The 24959-nt window shown below is 54.1% G+C and carries 21 protein-coding genes; 4 read left to right on the top strand and 17 right to left on the bottom strand.

Annotated features, from left to right (window positions below; genetic code table 11):
- Positions 1-35: 35 nt before the first annotated feature.
- From IPH75_07055 to IPH75_07025, 7 genes are all read right to left on the bottom strand, one after another.
- Positions 36-590, bottom strand: a complete 555-nt coding sequence (locus tag IPH75_07055) for a hypothetical protein (GenBank protein MBK7141820.1) — start codon at positions 588-590, stop codon at positions 36-38.
- Between the two features lie 168 nt (positions 591-758).
- Positions 759-1196 (bottom strand): DUF488 domain-containing protein, encoded by a 438-nt coding sequence (locus IPH75_07050; GenBank protein MBK7141819.1) that lies wholly within the window; start codon positions 1194-1196, stop codon positions 759-761.
- Positions 1136-1723 carry a DUF488 domain-containing protein gene (locus tag IPH75_07045; protein MBK7141818.1) on the bottom strand — a complete coding sequence of 196 codons (588 nt, stop codon included), beginning with the start codon at positions 1721-1723 and terminating at the stop codon, positions 1136-1138. The genes IPH75_07050 and IPH75_07045 overlap by 61 nt, the downstream gene beginning before the upstream one ends.
- Positions 1724-1865: 142 nt before the next feature.
- Positions 1866-2645: a class I SAM-dependent methyltransferase gene (locus IPH75_07040; GenBank protein MBK7141817.1), complete on the bottom strand. Its 780-nt coding sequence runs from the start codon at positions 2643-2645 to the stop codon at positions 1866-1868.
- 48 nt (positions 2646-2693) lie between these two features.
- The gene (locus tag IPH75_07035) at positions 2694-2969 is read right to left on the bottom strand and encodes a TfoX/Sxy family DNA transformation protein (GenBank protein ID MBK7141816.1); all 276 of its coding nucleotides are present in this window, start codon (positions 2967-2969) and stop codon (positions 2694-2696) included.
- Positions 2970-3479: 510 nt separating this feature from the next.
- A complete protein-coding gene (locus IPH75_07030; protein MBK7141815.1) occupies positions 3480-4517 on the bottom strand; it encodes a DivIVA domain-containing protein in 1038 nt (345 codons plus the stop codon).
- 171 nt (positions 4518-4688) lie between these two features.
- Positions 4689-5405: a YggS family pyridoxal phosphate-dependent enzyme gene (locus tag IPH75_07025; GenBank protein MBK7141814.1), complete on the bottom strand. Its 717-nt coding sequence runs from the start codon at positions 5403-5405 to the stop codon at positions 4689-4691.
- A 1322-nt stretch (positions 5406-6727) separates the two neighbouring features.
- Between IPH75_07025 and IPH75_07020 the strand changes: the two genes are divergently transcribed.
- From IPH75_07020 to IPH75_07005, 4 genes are all read left to right on the top strand, one after another.
- The gene (locus tag IPH75_07020) at positions 6728-9871 is read left to right on the top strand and encodes a thrombospondin type 3 repeat-containing protein (GenBank protein ID MBK7141813.1); all 3144 of its coding nucleotides are present in this window, start codon (positions 6728-6730) and stop codon (positions 9869-9871) included.
- A gap of 156 nt (positions 9872-10027) precedes the next feature.
- Positions 10028-11938, top strand: coding sequence for a hypothetical protein (locus IPH75_07015; protein ID MBK7141812.1), 1911 nt, complete (start codon positions 10028-10030; stop codon positions 11936-11938).
- A 198-nt stretch (positions 11939-12136) separates the two neighbouring features.
- Entirely contained in the window at positions 12137-14968 is a 2832-nt protein-coding gene (locus tag IPH75_07010; GenBank protein ID MBK7141811.1) for a VCBS repeat-containing protein, read from the top strand.
- A gap of 167 nt (positions 14969-15135) precedes the next feature.
- Complete coding sequence (locus tag IPH75_07005; protein MBK7141810.1) at positions 15136-15624, top strand: ferritin family protein; 489 nt, start codon at positions 15136-15138, stop codon at positions 15622-15624.
- Positions 15625-15700: 76 nt separating this feature from the next.
- On the opposite strand, the gene IPH75_07000 is transcribed toward IPH75_07005, so the two are convergent.
- The 10 genes from IPH75_07000 to IPH75_06955 all read right to left on the bottom strand — a co-directional run bounded on the left by IPH75_07000 (position 15701) and on the right by IPH75_06955 (position 24685).
- Positions 15701-16342, bottom strand: coding sequence for a hypothetical protein (locus tag IPH75_07000; protein ID MBK7141809.1), 642 nt, complete (start codon positions 16340-16342; stop codon positions 15701-15703).
- 110 nt (positions 16343-16452) lie between these two features.
- Positions 16453-17673 (bottom strand): FprA family A-type flavoprotein, encoded by a 1221-nt coding sequence (locus IPH75_06995; GenBank protein MBK7141808.1) that lies wholly within the window; start codon positions 17671-17673, stop codon positions 16453-16455.
- Between the two features lie 88 nt (positions 17674-17761).
- Positions 17762-19000 carry a sigma-70 family RNA polymerase sigma factor gene (locus tag IPH75_06990; protein MBK7141807.1) on the bottom strand — a complete coding sequence of 413 codons (1239 nt, stop codon included), beginning with the start codon at positions 18998-19000 and terminating at the stop codon, positions 17762-17764.
- Between the two features lie 55 nt (positions 19001-19055).
- Positions 19056-19394 (bottom strand): hypothetical protein, encoded by a 339-nt coding sequence (locus IPH75_06985; protein MBK7141806.1) that lies wholly within the window; start codon positions 19392-19394, stop codon positions 19056-19058.
- Positions 19395-19504: 110 nt separating this feature from the next.
- Positions 19505-20254 carry a sugar phosphate isomerase/epimerase gene (locus IPH75_06980; GenBank protein MBK7141805.1) on the bottom strand — a complete coding sequence of 250 codons (750 nt, stop codon included), beginning with the start codon at positions 20252-20254 and terminating at the stop codon, positions 19505-19507.
- A 117-nt stretch (positions 20255-20371) separates the two neighbouring features.
- Positions 20372-21208: a metal ABC transporter permease gene (locus IPH75_06975; protein MBK7141804.1), complete on the bottom strand. Its 837-nt coding sequence runs from the start codon at positions 21206-21208 to the stop codon at positions 20372-20374.
- Positions 21208-22098 (bottom strand): zinc ABC transporter substrate-binding protein, encoded by an 891-nt coding sequence (locus tag IPH75_06970; protein ID MBK7141803.1) that lies wholly within the window; start codon positions 22096-22098, stop codon positions 21208-21210. Before IPH75_06970 ends, IPH75_06975 begins: the two co-directional genes overlap by 1 nt.
- 18 nt (positions 22099-22116) lie before the next feature.
- Complete coding sequence (locus tag IPH75_06965) at positions 22117-23349, bottom strand: hypothetical protein (protein ID MBK7141802.1); 1233 nt, start codon at positions 23347-23349, stop codon at positions 22117-22119.
- A 77-nt stretch (positions 23350-23426) separates the two neighbouring features.
- Positions 23427-23777 (bottom strand): hypothetical protein, encoded by a 351-nt coding sequence (locus tag IPH75_06960; protein MBK7141801.1) that lies wholly within the window; start codon positions 23775-23777, stop codon positions 23427-23429.
- Between the two features lie 11 nt (positions 23778-23788).
- Positions 23789-24685, bottom strand: a complete 897-nt coding sequence (locus IPH75_06955; GenBank protein ID MBK7141800.1) for a hypothetical protein — start codon at positions 24683-24685, stop codon at positions 23789-23791.
- Positions 24686-24959 lie beyond the last annotated feature (274 nt).

The raw sequence follows: 24959 nt of genomic DNA, 5'->3' as shown, positions 1-24959 counted from the left end.
GCGCACTAACGAATGAGCATCACCCTCTTCTCTCGCTATCTTACCAACAGCTCCTCCCATTCCGTCTTCTCAAGATAAATGCCATTTACCTGGAGCCAGTGCTTCTCCATAAATGGCCTGGTCAGTCCAACCGCAAGTATGACGTCTTCCGTACCCTCAAATAACCCATTGACGGCATTCACCGCCTTTTGATCAATGCGAAAATCCGGGAGCGAATAGAACCGAAGGTCGGTTACCGGCAAATGAAATGTCCGGTCGTGCACCACATACCGGAGCTTCAGGCGTTCTTCATTCTCGAAATGATCCATCTCGAGATGAAGCCGGAAACGGTACACCGGATGAACATATCCAAGTGAACCCGCACCTTCATGGGCCGGAGTTGAAAAAGTCTTGCCCGTGGGCTGAAGCTCCTTCCCGAAGATTGCCTGCAATCCCGGTTTGACCATTTTGGTCAACATCGGCCAGAGTTCGGAGTGCAGCAATTGCTTTTTCTCCACGAGATGTCCCAGCAGACACTCGTGATCCTCAACTTCCGGCTTTTCACCGCACGGCCTGGGTGAATGCAGATAAAGGACAGAGCGAACACGCAAGCGAGGCGGCCTCCCCTGGCATAAACGTACGGGCAGAAGTTGCGGTCGCTCAAGGACCGGGCGAATTGGGCGCAATGTGGCCGGATCAAATCCGGCCGCACACACGTGCCCCGGATTCATCCGCGTAAGATGACTGATGACGACTTCCATGCTCCCTCCCCAGGGATGCTATAGATGATTGATCTGAATGTCTCCCCAATGTTCCGACAGGTATTCCGCCACTAAACGGCGGTGACACTGGTCGGCCGTCGATTCGCTGCATAGCATCACAGCGCGACTCGAAAACAACGCTTTGTCCAGAACCTCCGCGACTCGTCGCTCCACCAGAAGTTCCTGGTACTTTTGCTCAAACTGAGCCCACTCGATCTCGCCATGTTTATAGCTGTCGAGGATTTCTTTGGTGGGAGCGAGCAAAGGCTCATGCACATAATCGATATCGCAAAGCTCTTTGAGAAAATACGGTAGATTGTCAACCTTGGTGAATCCGGCTAATTGCGAACTATTGTTCAACCGGATATCGATCAACCGTCGAATGCCTGCCGACTTCAGAAGTCCGAAGAACTCGGCGGCTGACTTCCCCGCAAAACCGATCGTATAGATTTCCATTCAAGCTCCCTCGCATTCCCGAACAGATCTTCCTGATGTCGCTCCGGATGAGCCGATTCCTCTTTCGAAGCCAGCCCACTGTACGGCTCAATCAGCCCGTTCCCCCGAATATGCTGTAAGTCGATTTGTTGCTCATACAAAACATGGCCGATCAGCAAATGACGGTGACAAACCGAGGGATCCTCCTCGCTGCACATGATCACCGTGCGTTCCTTTTCGGCCTGCATCGTCAGCGTATCCAGGCCGGTGACGAAGAAACTGGCGCGGGCAAGTTTGTAGTAAAGCACGCGTCCATCGGCATCGTAATACTCCGCACCATCCGGACGCCCTCCCAAAACATCTCCCATGTAGCGATAGCGAATCTTGAAGCCGGGCAACTTGTTCTCAAGCACCACCTTGTCGAACTGCGGCACAAAACCGGAGCGCGGAGAAGTACGTACATCGACCAACAGCTCGATCTGGTGCCGATGCAGCAGCGCAACAAACGCTTCCAGCGTCTGGTTCGAATGTCCCACGGAGTACAACATCACTACAAGATATCCCCACATTTCCTACGATGCAATCACTTACCGATCTCGCCAGCCATCCCGCGAAATCATACTTCGGATGTCTCAATTGTCGCTATGAAAAATATACAACCCCCCACTGACAGCTGCTGTCAGTGAAAATTCAGATTTTTCGGAGCACTGCCAGCAGGCGGACGGAGTCATCGGAGTCCAGGCGGCGGCCGATATCGAAATCCCCATATGTCGCGGCTAGTTCAAATCTTCCCGATTGTTTGATCAACGCCAGGAAGGTCTGATACGAAAGGCGGCGCAAACGCTCCGTCGACTCAAACCGTTCGCTGTTCCCATCGGTCGTGACCGTATAGCTGATAGTCAGTTCATCGATCTCGGCCAGCGGGTCGAAGCGTTGGTTCTCCCCTCCCCAGTCGGTCTCCACCGTGATCCCATCCCGCTCGGCGACCCAGGTCCGCTCGATCGAGGGCTCACCGCTTCCATAAAAATCGCGCGGGTGTGCATGGGAAATAATGTAGATACCGCCGGGCGAAAGCAGATTCGCCACACAACTGAAATGCGCGAGAATATCGTCGTTGGTCAACAGATGGGCAAACGAGACCAGCAGGCAATAGGCGAGGTCATACTTTCGCGGAGCGGCCCACTGCCGCATATCCCCCTCGAACGCCGTCGCGGTCAACCTCTCTTTGGCGGCAAGCTGATTGGCGTAGGCGACCATCTCGGGAGAAAGGTCCATGCCGTCTGAGAGAATGCCGGTCTTGGCCATCGCTCTGAAATGCGCTCCCGGTCCGCAGGCAAGTTCCAGCGCGGATTCAACCGGTCGGCCGAGATGGATCTCTGATGCATTCAGCAGGAAATCGCATTCCCCTTCGACATTCCGGTCGCCGAACGCGATGTCATAGATAAGCGGCATGGAATAGGTGCTGGACATGGAGATAGTATAACCGAGTTGACTAAGCCGATGCAACGGCCAAAGAGGCTAGTGCTTCCGCTGTTTGCGGATCTTCGACCAGAACCACCAGTCGGTCTGTTCGGCGGGAAGCTGTGGGTCTTTGGCCTGGGCGATAGCGCAGGAGAAAACATCGAGGACACAAGGGTCCATCCGCTGACCCGCAATCTTACAGAGTTGGTCATACAACTTTTGCGCGTTTTTCGACTTTAGCTGTGCAACCGATGTTATCCCGAGTTTCTGAAAATCCTCGAGCATCGCGGGGCCGACCGAGCGAAGGTCTTTGAGTTGGCGTTTGTCCGACATGGGAGAAAAATACGGTGCGCGGGCGTGACGGGCAATCATATCTCGCACAAAAGTGATGGTACGCTTTATAAGGGGATGCCGGGCTGGAATGATCATGTTGTTGCGGGGAAGCGGTTTGATGCTTTGGGAGGAGTGATCGATTTTCTGATTGGCGAAAGAGAAAGGCATCTGACCTCGCTTCTCCCCTCTATTAATGGGGGTGGGTCCGGGAGTAGTGAGAGTTGTAATACGGGGCGGTGTAGGACGGGCAGACGGGGACGTCTGCCGCGCAAAGAATGTCCGTCCACTGCCGGGCAAGGCTCGCGATGACGAAAAGAAGATGGATTCCCGCCTGCGCGGAATGAGGCATTATAGGAAGGATGTTTGTCAGGAACCGGCGTCGACGCCCTTCGGGTGAAGTTCCTGAACTAAAGCCCAAAAAAAAACCGGCGAATTGCTTCGCCGGTCTCTACCTGATCAACTGCTAGTCATGAAGCGCTTAAACGCGCAGGAAAATCACATTTCACTATCTTAGCTGCGGGCGGCCTTGTCCATCTCTTCCTCGAATTTGTGCACGACATTGTCGAGCACGTTGGCGAGTGAGTTTGGATCGGGCGCAACCGCGGGGGTTGCTGCAACAACAGGTTCGGCCGGTTCATCCACCGGTTCATCGATATTAACTGTTGCATGCTCGTAATTGCCGCGAGCGACTTTGTCGGTCGAAACATGGAAATCGGGCTGGGATGCTTTTCCCTGATATTCGGACGGGATATCGATCCGGGTCGTTTCTTTATTCCGTTTTGGCTGGGTCGGTTTTCCCTCGGCATCAGCAGCGTGCTGATAGTTGCTTAACGCGGCGGCCAATTCAGGATCGATCGGCGCATCCGATTTAGGTGCGTCGGCCTCAGAAGAGATCTGGTCAACAGTGACCACTCGGCTGGCGGCGTTGGCATCTTCGGTCCGGGGAGCGCGTTCTTTAGGCGGCTGAGTGGCGATCGTTTCGCGTGATTTCGTGGTGATCTCGGAGCGGGACTCAACATGCAGACGCTCAGAGACGGCAGTCTGTTTTGGCGGCTGCATCGGCATAACGGAGATCTGGTCGATCTCCTGAGCCGGAAGCTCCGACTTGGTCATTTCCTGGACCCACTCGAGATGCGACTGGATCAGGCCCTGTAATTTAGAGAGGTAAGTTTTCTTGAGCAGTTCGAGTTTGGCAACCTGGGCCTGGAGAGCGGTTTTCTGTTCATCGAGATGGGAAGTCTGTTTGTCGGCCTCGGCCTGCGCTTTGGCGATGATCTCTTCAGCTTCCTTTTTGGCTCCGGCCATGGTTGAGTCGGCATTACGGCGGGCATCGATGGCAGCATTTTTAATGGCATCTTCGAATTGCTTCAAACCGGTCAATTGGGTTTTGAGCGATTCAATTTCCATCGACAGTTTCAGGTTGTCCTGTTTGACATGTTCGAGAGTGAGGGCGACCTGTTCGCGGAAGTTGTCAACGGCGTCTTTGTCATAGCCGCGGACTTTGCCGGGGAACTCGAAATTCCGGATGTCGTTGGGTGTTAACTCCATGGTCCTTCTCTCTTCTTTATGAGTCCTGAAACCGACGGCGTGAACGAATTGGCGCACACCGCCTGAAGTTGTTCAGATCGTTGTATTTACTGGATATATCGAACAAAAAAGAGAAAAGCTTAACCTTGGGAGGAGGGAAATTGTGTCGGAGTTGAGGAGCAGAAAGAGCTTTTACTCGCTGTCGGACAGCGTATTACCTTTGGTCCCGCGAGGACCGAAAATCCCGCTGCCGATTCGGATCATCGTGGACCCCTCTGCGATAGCCAGAGGGAAGTCACCGGACATGCCCATCGACAAAACATCAAACTGTTCACCCGCCGATTCCTGCGCCTGATGAAAGAGCTCGTGGACCATGCGGAAGGCGTCGCGGACCGTATCGGGGTCATCGGTGAGCGGCCCGACCGTCATAAGTCCGGATAACTTAATGTGGGGCAATTCGATAACTTGTTTGACCAGGTCAATGGTCCGGTCCGGCGCGATGCCGTACTTTTGCGGTTCACCAGAGCTGTTGACCTCTATATAGCATTCCATCACGCGATCCAGCTCGCCAGCCCGTCGACTGATCTCTTTAGCCAGTTCGAAAGAATCAACCGACTGGATCACATCGAAAAGCTGGACGGCCTTTTTGATCTTGTTGGATTGGAGGTGGCCGATCAGGTGATAGCGGGCGATATGTCCAACCTCGGTGATCTTGGTCTCAGCTTCCTGGATCTTGGATTCGCCGATATCATAGAGACCGACAGCGACGGATTTTTTGATGATGTCGGAGGGGAAGGTTTTGGTCACGGCGACGATGGTAATCTCGTCAGCGTCGCGGTCGAATTCTTCACATGCCTCGGCAATTTGTCCGCGCAGTTCGCGGAGGTTGTCGGCAATGGTGTGTTTCATATAGGCAGATGCAAAATACAGCCGGTGGGAAACGGCGCAACAGAAATATTGGAGAAGATGCGCGAAGATTAGAATGGTCGATTTGGTTGTCCAGGTGTCGGTTAGGCGGGTTGATCTGTCGGGAAACGTGGATAGAGCTCCTCAGTATTACCTTGACAGAACGCGAATTGTTTCCCTATTTGAGTATCAAAGGCCGGACTACTTCGCCGGCTGTTCAACCACGACATATTCCAGACCGATACACTCCTCACTGTGTGTCAGAGGACACCAACCGCAAGTTGCGAGGATTTATGCGTCACGCCACCATCATACGCTTGTTCTGCCTGTTGACCATGGTTTGTTCTGCGTTGTTTTTCACTGCAGAGCAAAGTGCCGCTGCATCGGTTCGGATCGAGCCGTTCGCTCCAGCAATAGACAGTCAGCAGACGGCCGGATTAGAAGCTTCGGTCACCAGCAATCTGTATCAAGAGCTTCGCGATGGTTCATATGAACGGACGATGAGCTTACCGGTTTCATCGACCGAGTCGATCGAGCTGGAGTTGACGCGGTTTTCTGTCCTGGCGCCGGATGTCAAGTTTGTGATCGGCGGGAGCGACGAACCGTTGGCTAATCCGGAGGTGGTGCTGTTCCGCGGGAAAGTGGCGGGAGATCCCGGTTCGCATTGTTATGTCAGCGTGTCACCATCGGGGATGATCAACGGGTTCGTGCAATCGACGAAAGGTCGATATGCGATGGCGACACCGCTGGAAGAGAGGGTGATCGATCGGTCGCGTGTTTTGATCCGGGCGATCAGCGGGAGCGGCAGTATGGAGCCGGAGGTATTTTGCGGTGTAGAGTATGATCCGCATGAAGTGCTCGATCTCGAGCAGATGGTTTTGACTCCCAGTGATAACAAAGGTCCGCTCCTGTTTAATGTCGCGCTGGAGATGGATCAGGCGATGGTCAACATCTTCCCCACGGTGAATGATTGCCGCGACTATGTGGTGCAGTTGCTCGGGGCGGTGAGTTCGATCTATATCGATGAGCTGCAGATCAGGCTGGCGTTGCGGTATGCCCGTTTCTGGACGACGCCCGCGCCATTTAATGCGTACGATCTGGGGGGATTCCGCGACTGGTGGAAATTGAACCAGGATGATTCGCACTTTGACCTGGTGCATATGCTGTCCGGTGAGCGGACGACCAGTTATGCTGGAATAGCCTTTATCTCCAATACATGCACGCACGAAGCGTACGGGATCGACGCGTTTATGAACGGGAGTTTTGTGCACCCGCTCCGCTATCCGGATAACGGGAATTGGGATATCAATGTAGTGGCGCATGAAATGGGGCACAATCTCGGGACGTACCATACGCATGATATCAGTCAGTATTCACCGGTGATCGACAACTGCGGCAATGGGACGCCGTCGATCGGGACGATCATGAGTTATTGTCATACGCATCCCGGGTACCAGTTGAATATCGACCTGCGGATGCACCGTCGGGTCTACATGTTGGTGCGGAGCATCATCGATGGGGCCGACTGCCATCCCTTCGACTGTAACGGCAACAATGTCGATGACTCCGTCGATATCGCGCTGGGATCGAGTATCGACAGCAATAGCGACGGTATCCCGGATGAATGTCAGGACTGCAACGCCAACCTGGTACTCGACCCACAGGATATCGTTCTGGGGGCAGCGGATATCGATCTGAATGGCGTGCCGGATATGTGCGAGCCGGATTGCAACGGGAACAGTTATCCCGATCGCGCCGAGACGGTGAATGGGGTCTCGGTCGATGCCGACGGGGATTTCCAGCCGGATGTCTGCAATGCGGACTGCAACAACAACGCCGTGATGGACTTCAATGAGATCAATGCCAACCTGACGCTGGATATCAATCGGAACCGGATATTGGATGGTTGCGAAGACTGCGACAATAATGCGGTGGTCGATTGGGAGGATTTGCAGTACCAGGGCTTTTTGTACGCGGGAGATTTGAATCTTCCGCTGAATACGGATGTCGGGGAGTTCCATAGTGTCAGCGGAGTAGTGAACCGGACTTCCGGGACAAGCATGGGGAGTGTTTTCGATGTAAAGATCAATCCGCAGAGCCGTTTGGTAACTTACACGCCGTTGAATTCAGGAGAGGTCTGGACATTCGATCCGATGACCGGCAACAGTGCGGTATTGGTGGCTCAAGGGACACTCAATTCACCCGCCGGAATAGTGTTCCGGGAGATCAGCGGGACATTGTATCTGCTGGTTTGCGATATGCTGAGCAATCGGATCGTGCGGTTTGATGCGACCACCGGGTCATTTGTCAATGTTTTCATACCGCCAGGCGGCAGTTCACTAAATCTGCCGATCGCGATGACGTACGGGCCGGACGGAAATCTGTATGTGGCAAACTCCGGCAGCAACACGGTCCACCGCTTCAATGGAACGACTGGTGCATCGATGGGGACATTTGTCACGGCAAGTTCGGGGACGCTCAGTGCGCCACATGGGCTGGTCTTTAATCCGGCCAATGGGCATTTGCTGGTGACCAGTTACGGAAATGACAAGATACTGGAGTATGACGGAACCACCGGCGCATTCATCCGAACCTTCAATGAACCTACGCCGGTACCGGATGCTCCGTGGGGGATCACAGTCGGGCCGAACGGGAATCTGTTTGTGGCGGCGGGTGGGGCAACCAAGCGGATCTATGAATATCAGCCGTTGTCCGGCAAGTATTACCGGGCGTTCGTGCGCGGCTCGGCCAATATGCAGGATCCGACTGGCATCGATTTCATGCCGGCATCCGCATTGGATCTCAATCAGAATCTGATTCCCGATGTCTGTGAGGGTGGGGATATGGATGGGGACGGGGTGGCGGATTATGCGGATAACTGTCCGGCGATCGCCAACCCATCGCAGACCGACAGTGATGGCGATGGTGACGGTGATGCGTGCGACAACTGCCAATTTGTGGCAAATCCGGATCAGCGGGATGTTGACAGCGATGGACTTGGCGATGAATGCGATGGATGTCCGGCGAATGCAAATCCGACACAAGCAGATAGTGACGCGGACGGCCGACAGGATGCGTGCGATAATTGCCCGAGCATGGCCAATGTTTCGCAAGCGGACACCGATGCCGACTTGATCGGCGATGCCTGCGACCCTTGCCCGCTCGATTATTACAATGATATCGACGGCGACGGGATCTGTGCGAATGTCGACAATTGCCCAAATGTATTCAATCCGTTGCAGGAGGATAGCGATCTCGACGGTAAAGGAGATCCGTGTGATTTCGAAGATGCGTTTGTCGACACGGTCGCAACCTCGCTGACCAAACTGGCAGTGAAAAACAACGGCAATTTCGGCAACAGCGGCTCACAGGGACTTGGCGGTGCCAACATGGATTACTCGCAGTCGACCGACTGCAATCCATCCGCGACAACCTATCTCTACGAGGGGTCATCGGTGGTGGGATTTGTGTCAGGAGCGGATACGATCGTCGCAATGATGATGTTCAATAATGCATCGGTCATCAATGTCTCGACCGGCAATCCGATGCTTTCGACGACGACCACTGCCGATTATGATAAATTCGGGTCGGGGACTTTTGTGACGCAGGATTCATCGATCGGGATCGAGAAGTACTATTGGGCGCCGAAGGCGGCGGATTCGAGCCAGTTTATCATACAGGCGATCAAGATCTATTCGTTTGACGGAGGGACGCACAGCGGGCTGACGATCGGCGAAGTGATCGACTGGGATATACCCTCGGATATCAGTGGCAATGGCTCCGGAGTGAATGGAGCGCTGAATCTGGTCTACCAGATCGGCGTGGAATCAACCAATGAACCGGGCGAATGCCAGAATAATGATCTTCGCTATGCAGGCATGGCTTGGCTTGGATATTACAGTAACGACACCTGCGCGCTGGTGACGAGTGAGACGGCCCGTAATGGGTATGCGCTGGATAATTCTACCTGGGTCTATCCAAACAACGGATTTGTGCCGGAGCAGCTGTACACAAAAATGCAGACGAGCGGATTCACCGCCTGGGGCGGAGCCTCGACCGATCTGCATTCGGCGCTGACTTTCCACAATAATCGGACAGTCGGGGCGGGTGACACGATCGTCTATTACACGGCGCTGATCTCACTGCGGCAAGGGTCAGCGATCGCGATGCAGACCGAGGTGGCGAAAGCGCATGTCTGGTTGCAGGATCATGTCAGACCATCCTGTGCAGGGAACTGTTGTATTGGAACGCGAGGGAACGTGAACAAGAGCGTTTCAGAAAACCCTGACCTCTCCGATCTGTCGTTGCTTATCTCATATTTGACCGTGACTCCCAAGCCGTCACTGCCATGTATAGATGAGGCAAACGTCAACGGGTCGGTGGCGCAGAATCCGGACCTTTCGGACCTGTCACTGTTGATCTCATATCTCACGGTGACGCCGAAGCCGACATTGCCGAACTGCCCATAAGCGGATAAGATAGCTCTTTCAAGGGAATTACGACGGCTGTCCAGACTGGGCGGCCGTTGTGCTGAAATCAGGAATAGCGACTCGATTTTCTACTGCAAAAGCTGGATTTCGTGCTATATTTGGAAGAACTGTACCAACCGTGATCTGGAGCCATCCATGTATCGTTTTGTCGCGAGTCTATTGATCTGTGTCTGCCTGGTTCTTTCCTCAACCTCAATGATCTATGCCGCCGATTCCGCCAATTGGTGGCAGTTGGTTTTTGCATATTCGGACAATAGCCTGGTCTTACAGCAGGCCACGCCGATCGCTCCGACCGGCAAAGCAATCACCACACCCGGCCTTGGGGGGGCGCCAGTGACGCTGACCTATGATGCTGAATGGCAGGATCAGTCCGGTGCGGTGATCGCGCGGAGCTCGATGGTGATGCCGCTCGGGATGCGCTCTGCACCAGCCGAGGATGGGCCTTGCACGATGGTGATCCCACAGAGCGGTCTGATTGTTGTGCGAACAACGGGACCATCCCCTGATCAGGTGCCGGCATCGCTTAGGTTGACCTCGTCAGCAGCGCCGAAGATTCGGCAGTCCGATCTGACTCTCCCCGGCGCATTTTCCTTTCAGGAGAAGACAGTGTCGGTGGAACTGAGTCAGGCTCGCCCGATGCAAGGGCCGATCGGCGTGACCAAGTTGAAAGACACTGGCCCCGACAATAACCGGCTGGTGATCGTCATTTTGAGCGAAGGATACACGCCGACCTCGCTGAGTTCCGGCGCCTTCGTTACGCATACCAACAATGTTTTATCAGCGTTTAATTCCACGATACCGTGGAATGTGATGTTTTTGGGGACCAACGTTTACCGAATCGATGTCGAGAGCAATCAGGATGGCGCCGATCAGGATCCGGTGGGGACATTCAAGGATACCTATTTCAATTCTACCTTCTGGGGAGGCGGGATCGAGCGAGCGCTGGTGATCGATCAGGTTGGTTACAACCGGGCGATTTCTGCCGCAGACAATTTGGTTGGACCGGGGCTATGGGATGAACTGGTTGTGCTGGTTAACTCCACGAAGTATGGCGGAACAGGCGGATCGATCTCTGTCATCTCCGCACACAGCGCAGGGCCGCAGGTGATTTTACATGAACTCGGACATACGTTCGCCGATCTGGCCGATGAGTATACGGATGCCTATCCCGGGTTTCCACCGGGGGATCATGAAGCGAATGTCGATTACGATGCCTCGGGTGCGGCCCTGAAATGGCTGGTCTGGGTAGAGCCGGGAACGCCTCTCCCCACGCCGGATATACCGACCTGGTACAATTCAGTCGGGACATTTGAAGGGGCGCGCTATTTGACCAGCGGAATCTACCGCCCATCGCACAACTGTCTGATGCGTGCGCTGGGAGTGCCGCTTGATCCGGTCTGCAAAGAAGCACACTTGCGCAGTTATTTCAATCGAACGAGTTTGATAGACAACGCTACTCCCTCGACTGGTTCCACTAGTCTGGTGACATACGGCGGTGTTGATTTCTCGGTCAATGCCATACCATTTCCCGGATTGAGTTATCAGTGGAAGATCAACAGCACGATTCTGCCGGAAACTGGTGCAACACTCAACCTGACGTGGGAAGAGTTTCATCAAATCGGAGGACAAGCCGGCAACAATCTCATTCTGACGATCAGCTATCCTACTAGCCTGATGCGATTGAGCCTGGAGTCGGAGCAGTTCAGTTGGGTGCTTCGCCCCGACTGCAACGGCAACGGGATCGCGGATGCGACCGATATCAGCACGCATACTTCGGACGATCTCAATCACAATAACATTCCGGACGAATGCGACCAATTGATCTGCTGTGAGGGGACAACGGGGAATATCAATCAAAGTGGTGGAGTTGACTTGTCGGACCTTTCGATCCTCATCTCCTATCTGACCGCGACGCCGCGCCCTGCAATCGGGTGCGACAACGAAGCCAATGTGAATGCAACGGCCGGTATAGATCTTTCAGATTTGTCAGTGTTGATCAGTTATCTGGTGACGACACCGGTGCCGGAACTTCCGGCCTGCCCGTGACGCTGAAACAATAGTCGCATTCAGGACAAAATTTGTGTGTGAAAAAGGGCCGCCGCTTGGCGGCCTTTCGGTTATAGACAGATAGTTTGACAAAAATATGGTTGGTGGCTATAGTGGGGGTACATTTGACACATTTGCATTTGACATATTTCTCTGCGCCGACGTCTGTTTGGCAACAAACAACCCATGGGAGGGTCTATGCGTTCAAAGTTATTCACTATTCTCTGCGTTGTAGTGTTGGCACCGTTTGCTGGATTTGCACAGGATCCGCTTGATCCAGGAGTGGTGGACACGTTTCGGTTCATGCCTACGACTCTGGTTGTAGGCGAATCACGGCCGGTCGACATCTGGTTTTGGAATGATGAAACGATAACGGCATTCCAGAACGTATTTACGGTTGCTTCCGGCGACGGCGGTTTTGCGAGAGTTGATTCACTGGTCTTTGCCGGCAGATTGGGTGATCCTTCTATGTTGAATGATCGCACTGTCAACTTAGATGTGGTGGATGGAGTGTCAACGGATACCATTATCGTCCTAGCGTTAAAATCAGCCCGCGGGAACAATTTGGTTGCCGGTGAGGGAGTCCTTTATCAGTTATACATGACAGGACTTGTGCCAGGCGAGATCATACTCGACAGCCTTCACTGGATAGAGTCGATAAACCTCGACTTTGTTGTTGGCGACGGTCAATTCACCCTCTTTCATCCCTATTTCAGACCCGCAACATTGCAGGTAGTGGAAGAAACCGCTCCGCTCGTTCTTTCACTCCCGTCTCAGCAGGAACCGGTGACGATCGGCGATATGGTTGGGTTCTCCGTTGCTGGCCCATCAGCACCGTCAGATAGTGCTATCGTCACGCTGACTTCTCTGACATTGGTCGATGATGACTCACATTTCGCCCAAACGAGCCCGATTGTCAGCGGTACTAACCCACTTGAATTCGATTGGACACCGGGCGCACAAGATATTGGGATCTGGAAAGCATCGTTTGAGGTATCGGGCAGTCAGAATCGCACGACATCGGGTCAGGTACAGATACAGGTGGTTGCATCGGAGGACTATCTGGTCCAGTTCACAAGCAACGCCCTGGACAACACTGAGCAAGCTCTCGGCATGACGCACGGGGATTGTGACGGCGACGGCAGGCCAGAGGTGGTTGTCGCAGGTTCAGGATGGCCAAACTCGTATGCAGTCTACGAATTTCAGAATGACCTGGAGGAGGTCTCGTCTGTCTACGATGGTTACCACAAGCGCGGGCCGCAGTTAGGCTACTTCAACGATGACGACACTCTCGACCTCGTTATGTACAGCACTTTTGGCCTGTTGACTTACTATGGCAATGGTGACAACACGTTTACCAAAGTTCAGACTTATGACGATCCGACAGCCTCGGGATACTCAACTGACTTTTTCGACTTTGACGGAAACGGCCATCTTGATCTGGTTGCATCAGACGAGGACGGCTTTGTTATCTATCCAGGCGCTGCTGGTGGGACATTTCTTCAGGAGATCCAATACTTGACCGAGGACAGTGCACTCTCAGTTACCTCCGCCGATTTTAATGGAGATGGATGGGATGATGTTGCTGTCGGCACAGTAAGTGGCCTGGAGATATTCCTGCACGATGGCCAAGACAGCCTTATCAGTACATTCGTTTATACGCAGACATTTGGTGCACGAGACATTCAGGTAACCAATCAAGGCTCTGACGTTAACAACGATGGCCGATTTGATCTTTGCCTTTCGACACCTTCGATCGGCGGTGCGAACAGCGACCTGATGCTCTATTTGGGGAATGCGGATGGTTCGTTCGGCCAGCATCTCGTTCGCACGGTGAACGGTCAGATCTTCGCCAACTGTCTCGGAGATTTCAACAACGACACGGATCTCGATATCGCGTACGTCAACGGCACGAAGAAGTACGTTGGCATCCTGTTTGGCGATGGTACGGGAGCATTCGCAAACGAGTTGCGGTATCCGGTCCCGTCATTCACTCCCTTCATGCTTGATGCCATGGACATTGATACGGATGGCGATATAGATGTCGTGGTCAGCTCGTATCAGATCTACGATACCGCGGTCATGTATTGCTATCTGAATCAGACGGACCCGGGGATGCTGGCAAAGCGGTTTGAAGTTCGGGCTACCGACAAAGCGAGGCTTGAGATCACGGCGCCGGACGGAGCACGACTGGACGAACTGAAGCAGGTGATACCAGCCTCTGCGTACTACGAACGGTCGTTGAATGGTAACAGCGCGCTGGATATTATGACCAGCATCAGTGTCATAGAACCTGGCGGCTATCTGCTGACAGTGGAGCCGAGAGCAAATGATCTGGAGAGCGACAACTTTTCGCTAAGCTATCAGGTCAACAGCGATCAGTATTCTATTGCCAGAGAGATACCGCTTCCGGTCGACGGATACCGCTTCATGGTCTATCCTGATGGTGCATCGCCGATCCAACCGGCGCTTGGCGCCTATGTTGCGTCACCATCGCCGCACTTCAGTTGGCCGAACAGCGGCACGGTCCTTTTCCAGTTGGCAATTGATCCGACTTTTGCGACGATCATCGACAGCGCGACAGTGACCGGCGGAAGCTACACCACCGACCTCTCGCTTGCCGATGACTCCACCTGCTACTATTGGCGTGTGGTTGAGGGGCAGGGTGCGGAAGCAATGTCCGGATTCAACAGCTTCACTATCGTTCCTGTCCCGACGGGTGCTGATGATGAGGGGAATTCTGGCCTGCCGACCGAGTACGTGTTGTATCCCAACTATCCGAATCCGTTCAATCCCAGCACAACCATCATGTATGACCTTCCAAGAGCCGGTCATGTAAAGCTGGAAGTGTATAACATTCTCGGTCAGGAGATAGTCACATTGGTTGATGCGGTGCAGTCAGCCGGCAGCAAGCAGATCGTCTGGAACGGCAGAGATGCACAGAACAACCCGGTCACTACCGGTGTTTATCTCTACCGACTGACGGCGGCTAATTTCCAGGCGGTTGGGAAAATGCTGTTGCTCAAGTGAAGTGATCAAGTTTTCTCTTTCGATGCCCCGAAGCAGAATGACTACTTCGGGGTATTCTTTTGACCGACAGGCAAAGACCGGGGCTTGACATCGGACGGTAAATGACTAATTTGGTGGGATATGTCGATGATGAAAAATATGGTTCTGCTGAATAGAGGTAACTGACCATGACACCTGTAAATCCCGATGTCCTGATAGCTTTGAACGCTGGGATCCAGTCCGAAACAGCGGCGTATGTCTTTTATATTGAGGCATCCAAAAAGTCGCAAGCCAAGCAGTTCAAGGATGTACTGGAAAGACTGGCGATGGAAGAGAAGATGCACTTCCAGATACTGGAAGGACAGCACCACTCCCTGATTCGTTCCGAGAAGTGGATCAGCACCGCTGATGCCATGAAGACCGAAGGACTTCCGGAGATCGGCGAAGAGATGAATGAAACGCATCGCGCTTTGATCAATGAAGTACAGTCGGCTGACTCGATCAAAACGATTCTCGAGATCGCGTTCCGGCTGGAAGAGGAAGCATTCGAGCTGTTCGATCGCCAATCCAACCTGACAACCTCGCCCGAAGGAAAAAAGATCTTCTCCGATTTGGCGAAGTTTGAGGAAGGACATATGCGGTTGATCCAGGAGATGATGAAGAAATACGGCGCCTGATCAGTTGGCGTGAGCAAAATCAGAGGGCCCGGAGCTTATGCTCCTGGCCCTTTTCTGTTTTCTGCAAGAATGAATGTCAGTCGAAGGTCCGGCGATAGGACCACCAGAAGGCTATGGAATAGAGCAGAAGTCCGACCGCCAGGAGGGGATAGAGGTATGCCTCGGGCGAGACACCAGCCGCGACATATTCGGAATCGCGAAGGAAAGTGTAGAGGATGACGGCTGTTGCGGCGAGGGCCAGCCCCCAGGTAGTCGGGAGAGCGCGGAAGCGTCGATTGCGCTTGTAGATCCTGGTCAGTGCAATCCCGACATAGATCATCAGGCAGGAGACAAGGATCGGGGCAACGACCGGCCCAACCCAGGGAGCGGGGATAAGAAAGAGAATATCCCAGTCGGTGAAGGTGAGTGGCCAGTCGATCATTACTTTCAGCCAGACGTAGTAGAAGATATCCCAGATCCCGAAGAGGAAAACAAACCAGCCGAACCGTTCCCATCGTTCGCGCCCGAGGATCCCGGCGACAGTCAGTAACATCACCAGCGTGGCCAGCTCCCGGCCGATCTCAACCGCGATATGCTGATTGGTGAACGCTTTGAGGATGACGTCAAATCCTTCGGGATAATAGAGGGCGCGCAGATAGACCACAACCGCCGCTTCAACAGCGGCCATGGCGACGGCGAAGAGAAACGCCAACGCAAGCCTGCTCCGATAGTGAACCATGTCAGTTATACGCAGGATGTTGCAATCTGGTCGGCGGTTTGTGGAGGGGTTTGGGCCAACAAAAAAGGCAGGAGGAGTGCTCCTGCCTTACAGAGTCATGAGGATTTTGATTACAGGACTTTGGCCGCCGATTTGTCGGCAACCTCGGCTCCGCGGAAAAAGACGCCTATGTTCTCGGCAAACGTTTTGACTTCGGCCATCTCTGTATCGGATGGTATCAGACGCGCCCGGAGCGGGTCGGGGTAGACTTTCAGTTTGAGCCCTGCCAGACGGTCCAGCACCAGTTTGGGTGCCTCGCCTCCCCAGCCGTATGAGCCAAATGAGGCAGCCCTTTTGCCGAGTGAATAGACGGTGGAGAACAGGCTGAGGAAATCCCAGATAGGCTTGGGAGCATCGCCGTTAAACGTCGGCGTCCCAACCACCACGGCAATCGACCGCTCAATCTCTTCCCGAATATCATCGGCGCTGGTCTGGGTGATATCGATCAGCTTGGCGGTGAAGCCGAGTGCGTTCAGATGTTTGGTGACTGCTTCGGCCATCAGGCCGGTGTTGCCGTAGTTGGTGGCATAAAAGACAGCCACTCGCTCGGCACCGGCGGTCTTGTCGATCGACCATTCTTTGTACCGCTCGATATAGCTGCGGACATTGGTTCGCAGAATCGGGCCGTGCGAGGTTCCGATCATTGCAATATCCAGCGCATCGAGTTTCGGCAATGATTTCCGCATGTAGCCGGTGAATGGGCGCATGATGCAGTCGAAATAGTATTTCACTTCCCAATCGAGATCGCCGATCTGCTGGTCATCCCAGAGCGAATCACCGGCGATATGCGCGGCGAATCCATCGCAAGAGAAAAGGATCTTTGCTTCCGGCAGATATTCCATCATGGTGTCGGGCCAGTGCATGTAGGGAAGGACTTTGAAGATCAACTTCTTGCCGCCAAGATCCAGGACATGCTCATCTTTCACGCCGACAATTTTGGCTTCCTGGTTGATAGTGCTTTTCACGAACGGAACCGCCGAGGCAGAGCAGTAGATCTCAAGTTTCGGGCAACGACGCATCAGTTCGACGATCGCGCCGCTATGGTCAGGCTCGGTATGGTTGACGATCAGGTAATCGATCGATTCAAGCGGGACCAGTTTCGACACCTTGTCAAAATACTCATCGGAGAACTGCTTTTTGACGGTGTCGATGAGGGCGATCTTCTCCCCTTTGACCAGATAGGCGTTGTAGGTCGTCCCCTGCTTGGTCTCCATGACGATATCAAAGATCCGGAGATCCGGGTCCTTGACCCCGACCCACCAGACGTTATCAGCTAATTGTAGGCTATCCATTCGAATCCTCTGTTGAAATGCTCGTTGAATATACTCAACCGGGGAAATTCGGCAAGGGTGCCCGAATGGTTGCAGAAAAATGGTGAAATTACGCTTTGTTCAGCGAGGTTAGTTTGCGGGAGAGGAATAGCCGTTCGGTTTCGTTTCCGGCCAGCGAGATCGCCAAGTTCAGACAGGCGGCGGCTTCGGCCGTTCGGCCAAGCTGGATCAGAAATTCGGCGCGGACGGCGTGATAATAGTGATATCCTTGCAGCGCTTCCTTGTCCGTCGATTGGTCGAGCGCCGCCATCCCAACCTCCGGACCCTTCCAGCAGCCCAGAGCGACCGCCCGATTGAGCCGAACAACCGGCGAATTATCAATCTCTACTAACTGGTCATATAATTCAATCATCTGTCGCCAGTCGGTCTGCTCGAATGACTGCGCTATGGCGTGAAGCGATGCAATCCCGGCCTCGAGATGATAACGGCTCAGCGTGCTAGCTTTGGCTGCCAGCTCAAGATGCTGAAATCCTCGGGCTATCGCCTCGTGATCCCACTTTGTGCGATCCTGATCCTCCAGCAAAACGAGCTCACCGTCCGGCGACATTCGCGAGGGAAAACGAGAGATCTGAAAATAGAAAAGCGCAAGCAGCGCGTGGAGATCGGGATGATTGGTCGTTCGGTGATTCGCTAACAGCTCAGCCAGGCGGATCGCTTCGCGGGCGATATCATCTGACAGCAACGCTTCGCCGGAATGGCGAGCATATCCTTCGTTGAAGATCAGGTAGATGATCCTGAGAATCGACTCGCGGCGCTTGGCCAGTTCCGATGGTTCCGGAATCTCAAACGGGATGACACCACTGCGCAACTGCCTTTTCCCCCGGACAATTCGCTGGGCGATCGTGGCGTCCTCAACCAGAAATGCGCGCGCGATCTCATTGACCGAAAAACCGCACAGCTCTTTGAGCGCGATCGCCGTCTGCGTATCGGCAGCGAGCGAGGGATGACAGCATGCGAAGAGCATCCGAAGTTGCGCATCGCTGATCTCACTCTCAAATGACGGATCAACTGCTTCGTGACGCCCGTCGCTTTCGAGATAGCGGACGATCTCTTCTTCCTTGCGGGTCATGGCAGTTTCGCGACGGATCTGATCGATCGCCAGATTATGCGCAGCCCGATAAAGCCACGCCGCCGGATTCTCCGGGATGCCATGATTCGGCCAGGTTTTGAGCGCACGGAGCAGGGTCTCCTGCACGACGTCTTCGACCAGGTCGATCCGCCCAAGGCCGAATCTGGCCGTGAGCGTGGCGGTCAAGAGCGCCGACTGGTTTCGAAACAGATGCTCCACCAATAAACCGGCAGAGCGATCTGATCTGTTTGATTCGTCTCTTTCGATCGGAGCCTCACTGGTAGAGCGAGATCGCGCGGACCTCGACCATGCCGCCATGATCAAACGTCGGACACTCTTTGGCGATCGCGACGGCATGCTCGTAGCTGTCTGCCTCGATCAGATAATAACCACCGATCGTCTCTTTAGTTTCGGTGAAGGGGCCATCGACTATAGCACTTCCCTGTTTGCGGAGGACGCGGCCATTGGATTGCAGTTCATCGCCGCCTTTGAAGCGTCCTTCGTCGCGGAGTTTCCTGGTGAAGGCGATATATTTCTCCATCGACTTCTGCATCTCTTCGGGTGAGAGCTCGACCCATTCGCCATTGCGGATCAACAACATATACTCGGCCATAGAACCTCCATGCGGGGTGCGTTGATTATTGACTTACACTATCCAAGATAATAACGAACGGCCGATTTGGGAATCGACAAGGAAGAAGCGAATTCGGACAAATATCCGGTTCAGCGATATCTTGCGATCCAGTCCAGCGACTCGGCCATATCCGCCATTTTGCATTCGAGCGCCCAGATCGCTTTCGGCGCATATTCCTGAAGATTCGCCAGAACGGACTCAATCGGAATATTTCCATTCCCCAGGCCGAGATGCTCGTCCTCGGTTCCGTGATTGTCGTGCAAATGAACATAGCCGATCCGATGTCTGAGCAGTCTGATCCACGCAACCGGGTCGCCGTGAGAAAAACAGCAGACATGCCCGATATCGAGATTGATATCGAGCCGCGGATCGCCAATTGCATCGACGACTTCCGCCAGTATCTCCGGCTCCGGCTCCAGTACATTCTCCAGATGCAGATGAAAACTGCCGGGGCGAGTCTCGAGGAACTGCTTCCAGAACGCGATACTCCTCTTGATCGTATGTGCTTTGGAACCAGTGAATGGACGGTAGCCCAGATGAAGCACCATGTGATTTGCCCCAAGCTGATCGGCCACCGAAGCCGCTTGTTCGAAGCGGTACCGGGCCAGGTCACGGACCATGACGTCGAAACTTCCGGGACAGAGATCACCAAATGGGCCGTGGAACGAGCGTAGGGCTATTTCGGAAACCAATGGTAAATGAGTTTCAATGGTCTCCGGTTTCTCGACGATATGGGATGGATCGTAAAACGACTGAATCTCAATCCCGCACTGATACTCTGCGCAGAGCCTGGCAGCTTCGGCAGGGTAACAATCATCACAGACGAGCAAAGTATGCATGAAAATCTCCCGGCGAGTCTATCGAGAAAATATGGAAAGACCGAGGCTTAGGAAAGCATTTAGAACTGTAGGGCGGGTCCGTCCGCGAACCCGCCGTCAGGAACCAAGGTTCCTGACCTACGAAGTCGACGTTTTCCGCGTCACCATCCGTACTCCCGCTGTCAACAAAAGCAGAATGATCAGTGCAATCATGATCGCCGGGCCGGTCGGGAGGTCAAAGACCAGCGATGAATGAATCCCCGCTAATGCCCCTACCACCGCGACTGTCCAGCCTATGGCCAGTCTCTTCCCTTTCGAGGGTGTGATCAGCAGGGCGATCACTGGCGGGATCACGAGCAGAGAAAAAACCAGCAGCACTCCGGCGATGTGTACTGATGATGTCACCACCAGCCCAAAGGTCGCGTAGAAGAGAAAATCCCAGAGGACAACATTCATACCCGAAGCGGCCGCCTGTTTGCGGTTCTCCGAGATCATGAAGAATTTATCGCGGAAGATATAGTGCACTATTCCAACTCCAGAGTAGAGTCCTGCGATCGTCAACAGCTCTGGGATAGTACAGGTGAGAATGGATCCATTCGAGATCTCCTGAATAGTCTCCATCCCTTCGGCATGATGCGATAAGACCAGCACAGCGAGTGCCGCAAAACCGGCATAGATGATGCCGATAAACGCTTCCTGCGGAATCCGGTCATCTTTCGTCCGACTGACTGCCACCAGCAACGCAGCGACCATCGTGAAGGCGAGCGAGATGAAATAGGATTGCATGGAGTGATCCCCCACGCCGGCGAAGATCGCGATGACATAACCGAAAGCCGCCGCTTGGGCCAGCGAAAGATCAACAAAGATCACTCCGCGACTGACAACATGGAATCCGAGATATGCGTGGATCCCGGCCAGCACGAGGCTGACCAGGATTCCGATTTGTACAAATGGCTGCTGAAGCAATTCGAACATCAGTGGCCGTTCGCTTTCTTGAGCGTGCCGAGCAAAGTGTCGAAGAGGCTGAAGTAGTCAGTCGCTTCGGCGACACCGCCGACCGATGACGGCACGGTGTAGACAGTCGCACCGGTGGCCTTGGCGAGCGAATTCGGGGCGCGCTCCGAAAAGTACGGTTCACGGAAGATCACAGAGATGTGCTGTCCGGACATCAGGTTGATCAGTTCGGAGGTGTGCGAGGCGGTCGGCTCGATACCCGGTTTTGGTTCGATCTGCCCGGCAATCTCGATACCGAACGCATTCGCGAAATAGGAGTAGGTAGTGTGGTAACTGACCAACTTGAGTCCTCTAAATGAAGCTGCCTCCGTCGACCAGTTCTGCCATGCAGAATCGAGTCGTTGAGTGAATGATGCGAAGTTGGCTTCATAGGCTGAGGCATTGGCCGGATCCGCTTTCACCAGGCCATCGAGAATATTCTTCGCAATCGTCTTGCCGTTGCGCGGGTCAAGCCAGTAGTGCGGATTACCCGACGGGTGTACATCCCCCATAGAGGCATCCACTTTGCCGGTCGGCTTCTCCAGGACATCGATCCCTTTCGAACAATCGACAATCACTATCTTCCCATTGCGGGAGCCATCGATGATCCCATCGGCCCATTGGTCCATGGTCAGACCGATCTTGAGGTAGATGTCTGCCTTGGAGACCTTGAGCATATAGCTGGGAAGCATTTCCACGAAATGCAGATTCGCTTTCCCTGTGCCGATCGAGGAGATCTCGATCTTGTCGCCGCCGATCTCTTTGGCGATGGAGGCGAGATCGCTGGAGGAAGCTACCAGTTTCACTGAGGCGGAGGCGACTTGTGTCAGCGCCGCCAGCATGAGCACTATGATAAACAATGATTTTTTCATGGTATTTCTCTTTCTCGATTAGAACTCATGCGGTTTGTGTGGGCCGAGCGACCAGAGTAACTGGAGGCCGACTGTGTATTCATCTTCTTTCTCGGGGATAAACTCGGTACTGACTCGTTGGGATGAGCGTTTGTCATCAAACGAAGTCAATCGCCCGAACAACCGGATGACGGTCGTCTCTTCCATAAGCGAGAACCCGGTGAAAAGCGTAAACGATGTTGTGCGGTTCAGGTCATCGAAAATGCCAGCCTCGGTGTTGTCCGGATCCTCGATGGGGTTGTAGTCATGCTCGCCGCCATCGAAGATCCCCGGGGCGAAATCGATCAGCGCGCCGACATTGTAGCGCTTGTGAAAGCGGAGATCCGCAAATGCGAATCCGCCGATAGTTGAGACAGATCCGAACGGTTCGCCGGGTAGGAATTGATCTCTCTTGCTGCCGATCAGCTCGCCATGGAGAACCAGCGATGTGTAGTCTGACCAGCGATGCTTGTACTTGATATCCACGCCAAACATGGTTGCCCAGAGGTCCTTGTAACCGGAGATATCGTCGCCAGTCCCTTCGGCGCCTGAGGCAGCGTACATACCATATAGGCCAGAGCCGCCGATCTCAAGGTTACCGTTTTGACCAATAGGAAAGAATCCGCTGAGGCGGCCGGAGAAGATCGGGTCCTCGGTGTTGCGTCCTTCGATATGCTCTCCCTCCTCTTCTTCCTCCTCATGGGCGTGTGCATCCGGTTCGAAAAAACTACCGCGCAGGACGTTGAGCGAGAGTTTGCTGTAGAATCCGACCGGGAGCAGGAAACTGACATTCACCCCTTCATCAGCGAATCCCTCGAATCCGAACATCATGCGGGCGGCGATCGGACGGTCGACGAAAGGAAATGCGTGCGGGTGGTAGCTGTTCAGTTTCCCGAAATCAATCAGGTACCGTCCAGCCTTGATCTGCGCGCTGAGGGGTAAGCCGCGCAGGATCGTGGCGTAAGCTTCTTCGATCTCGAAACCATCGCCATGATTGGCGACAAAAACGTCAGCCCGGGTATACGGGTTGAGGTAGCCGTTAAAGGCGAGTTCCAGTTCATTAAAGCGCATGTTGAAATTGCCATTGCGCAGGGTCTCGTCGCCATGGGCATCTTTGTAGTTGCCAGTAAAGGCGCGGAAGTCTCCGATAGCCGATATATCCGGCTGGGTCATGGCAAATGCGCCCGAACCAGTCACACAGAGAAACAGCAGAAGTAGTACTGCTACTTTCATAACATCCTCCAAATAGTTCATCGCACAGGCGGCCGATGGCCTGCCCGCACAGGGAAAGTGTCTGTCTTACCGGGAGATCAGGCGATGGACGGAGGAGCGCGTGGTGAGAGAGCAGCACCAAGCTGTGATTCGAGAACGAATTGCGATTCTGCCGTACAGGTGGTGCGAGGCGATTCTATCCGTGCGATATCCGGCAGATCCGCAAGCAGGTCGAGCTGACCATGCGTTTTGCACAACTGACAGAGATCGGGATTGTGTAGAGAATGACTATCAGTGGAATTAACGAGTTTGGATGCGGAATGCAGCTCTTTCGGCGTGTGATCGCAGGCGTGGTGCGGGACGATCCAGCCCAGGAAGAGAAACAGCCAGAGCGCCATCACGGGATGGAGAATTGAGCGATCGGCCTGTCTGTTTAGAAAGAAGCGCATTATCTCTCAGGTCATTTTCTGGTTAGAGCCAGCAGTCCGGCGACCAGGTCACTATCGGTTATTGGAACCGACTTGAGTTCGAGCGGTTCCCCGGCAGATGTAGTTAGTGCCAGGACGGCGGGGTCAGTCTGCTGTTCGGGCCGCACTACCAGGATTGTCGGCGCGGCGGGGGCTCGCAGGTCGGCGATCTCGCGATAGCTCGCCGCACTGTTGCTTCGGATATTATACCACCACCAGAACATGGTTCGATAGAAGGGGAACCAGACCAGGCTTTTCTTCTCACGAATGGCATCGATCATCCGGTCGGTGGTCAGGTACGGTTCAATGGCCGCGATCGCATCGATCCGGTTCTCGTCGATTGAGGCGAGCAACGCGGCATCGGCGCCGGCATTATATCCGACAACCAGGAGCGGGTGGGCGATCTGGCCATGGATCTCCAAGTGAGCGATCACTGCCTCGAGATCGACAGTCTCAAGCTGACCATCGGAATGGTAGAGTCCCGATGAGCCACCGGTGGCTCGTTGATCATAAGCGACTACCGCCAGCCCTGAATCATGAAAAGCACGGGCCAGACTAATGATCTGGCTTCGGTCCTGCTGTTCGGACGGGATGAGGATCGCGAGCCCTTTCGGGACGGAGTCTTTCGCTTTGATGTAAGCGGTGGCCAGCTTGGTCAGGCCATCGGCTTCGATCCGGATACTGTCAACGGAGAGTCCCGCTTCGATAAAGGGGGTCAGGTCGTTCGGCAGGAGGGTGTCGGCCGGTTGACCGGCGATCTCCGGGCGGCCCATAAAGGCGTTGGTCCGGTTGAGCGGATAAACGAGGTAGATAAAGACCAGGATCAGGACTGCCAGAATGACCAGGATCGTCTTGATCGTCTCTCGGGTAGCCCGGGAAATTCGCGCCATGCCGTAATGCTCCGTTGCCGTTGGTGGTTAGTCGCAGTGAATCTTCCGGCTTTTGAGGACTTAAGTCAACAGCAAATCAGGTGGGTGGGGTGAGGCGAGAGCCGGGGTCTGGCCGAACCAGGGGCGAAAGCGAGTGCATGAGGCGGGCGGATGCCTCGATTCGGAGCATGCAAGAGGAAGATGCTCCCATGATGAGCCAACACTTCCATAGCCCTTACCGGATATAGTGTTAGTGTACGGTGAGCACGAGCGAAGCGCTTCCGTGGGTGATGCT

The organism is bacterium, assembly GCA_016708025.1.
Classification (GTDB): Bacteria; Zixibacteria; MSB-5A5; order GN15; family FEB-12; genus FEB-12.
This window is presented reverse-complemented; position numbering and strand designations above follow the sequence as displayed.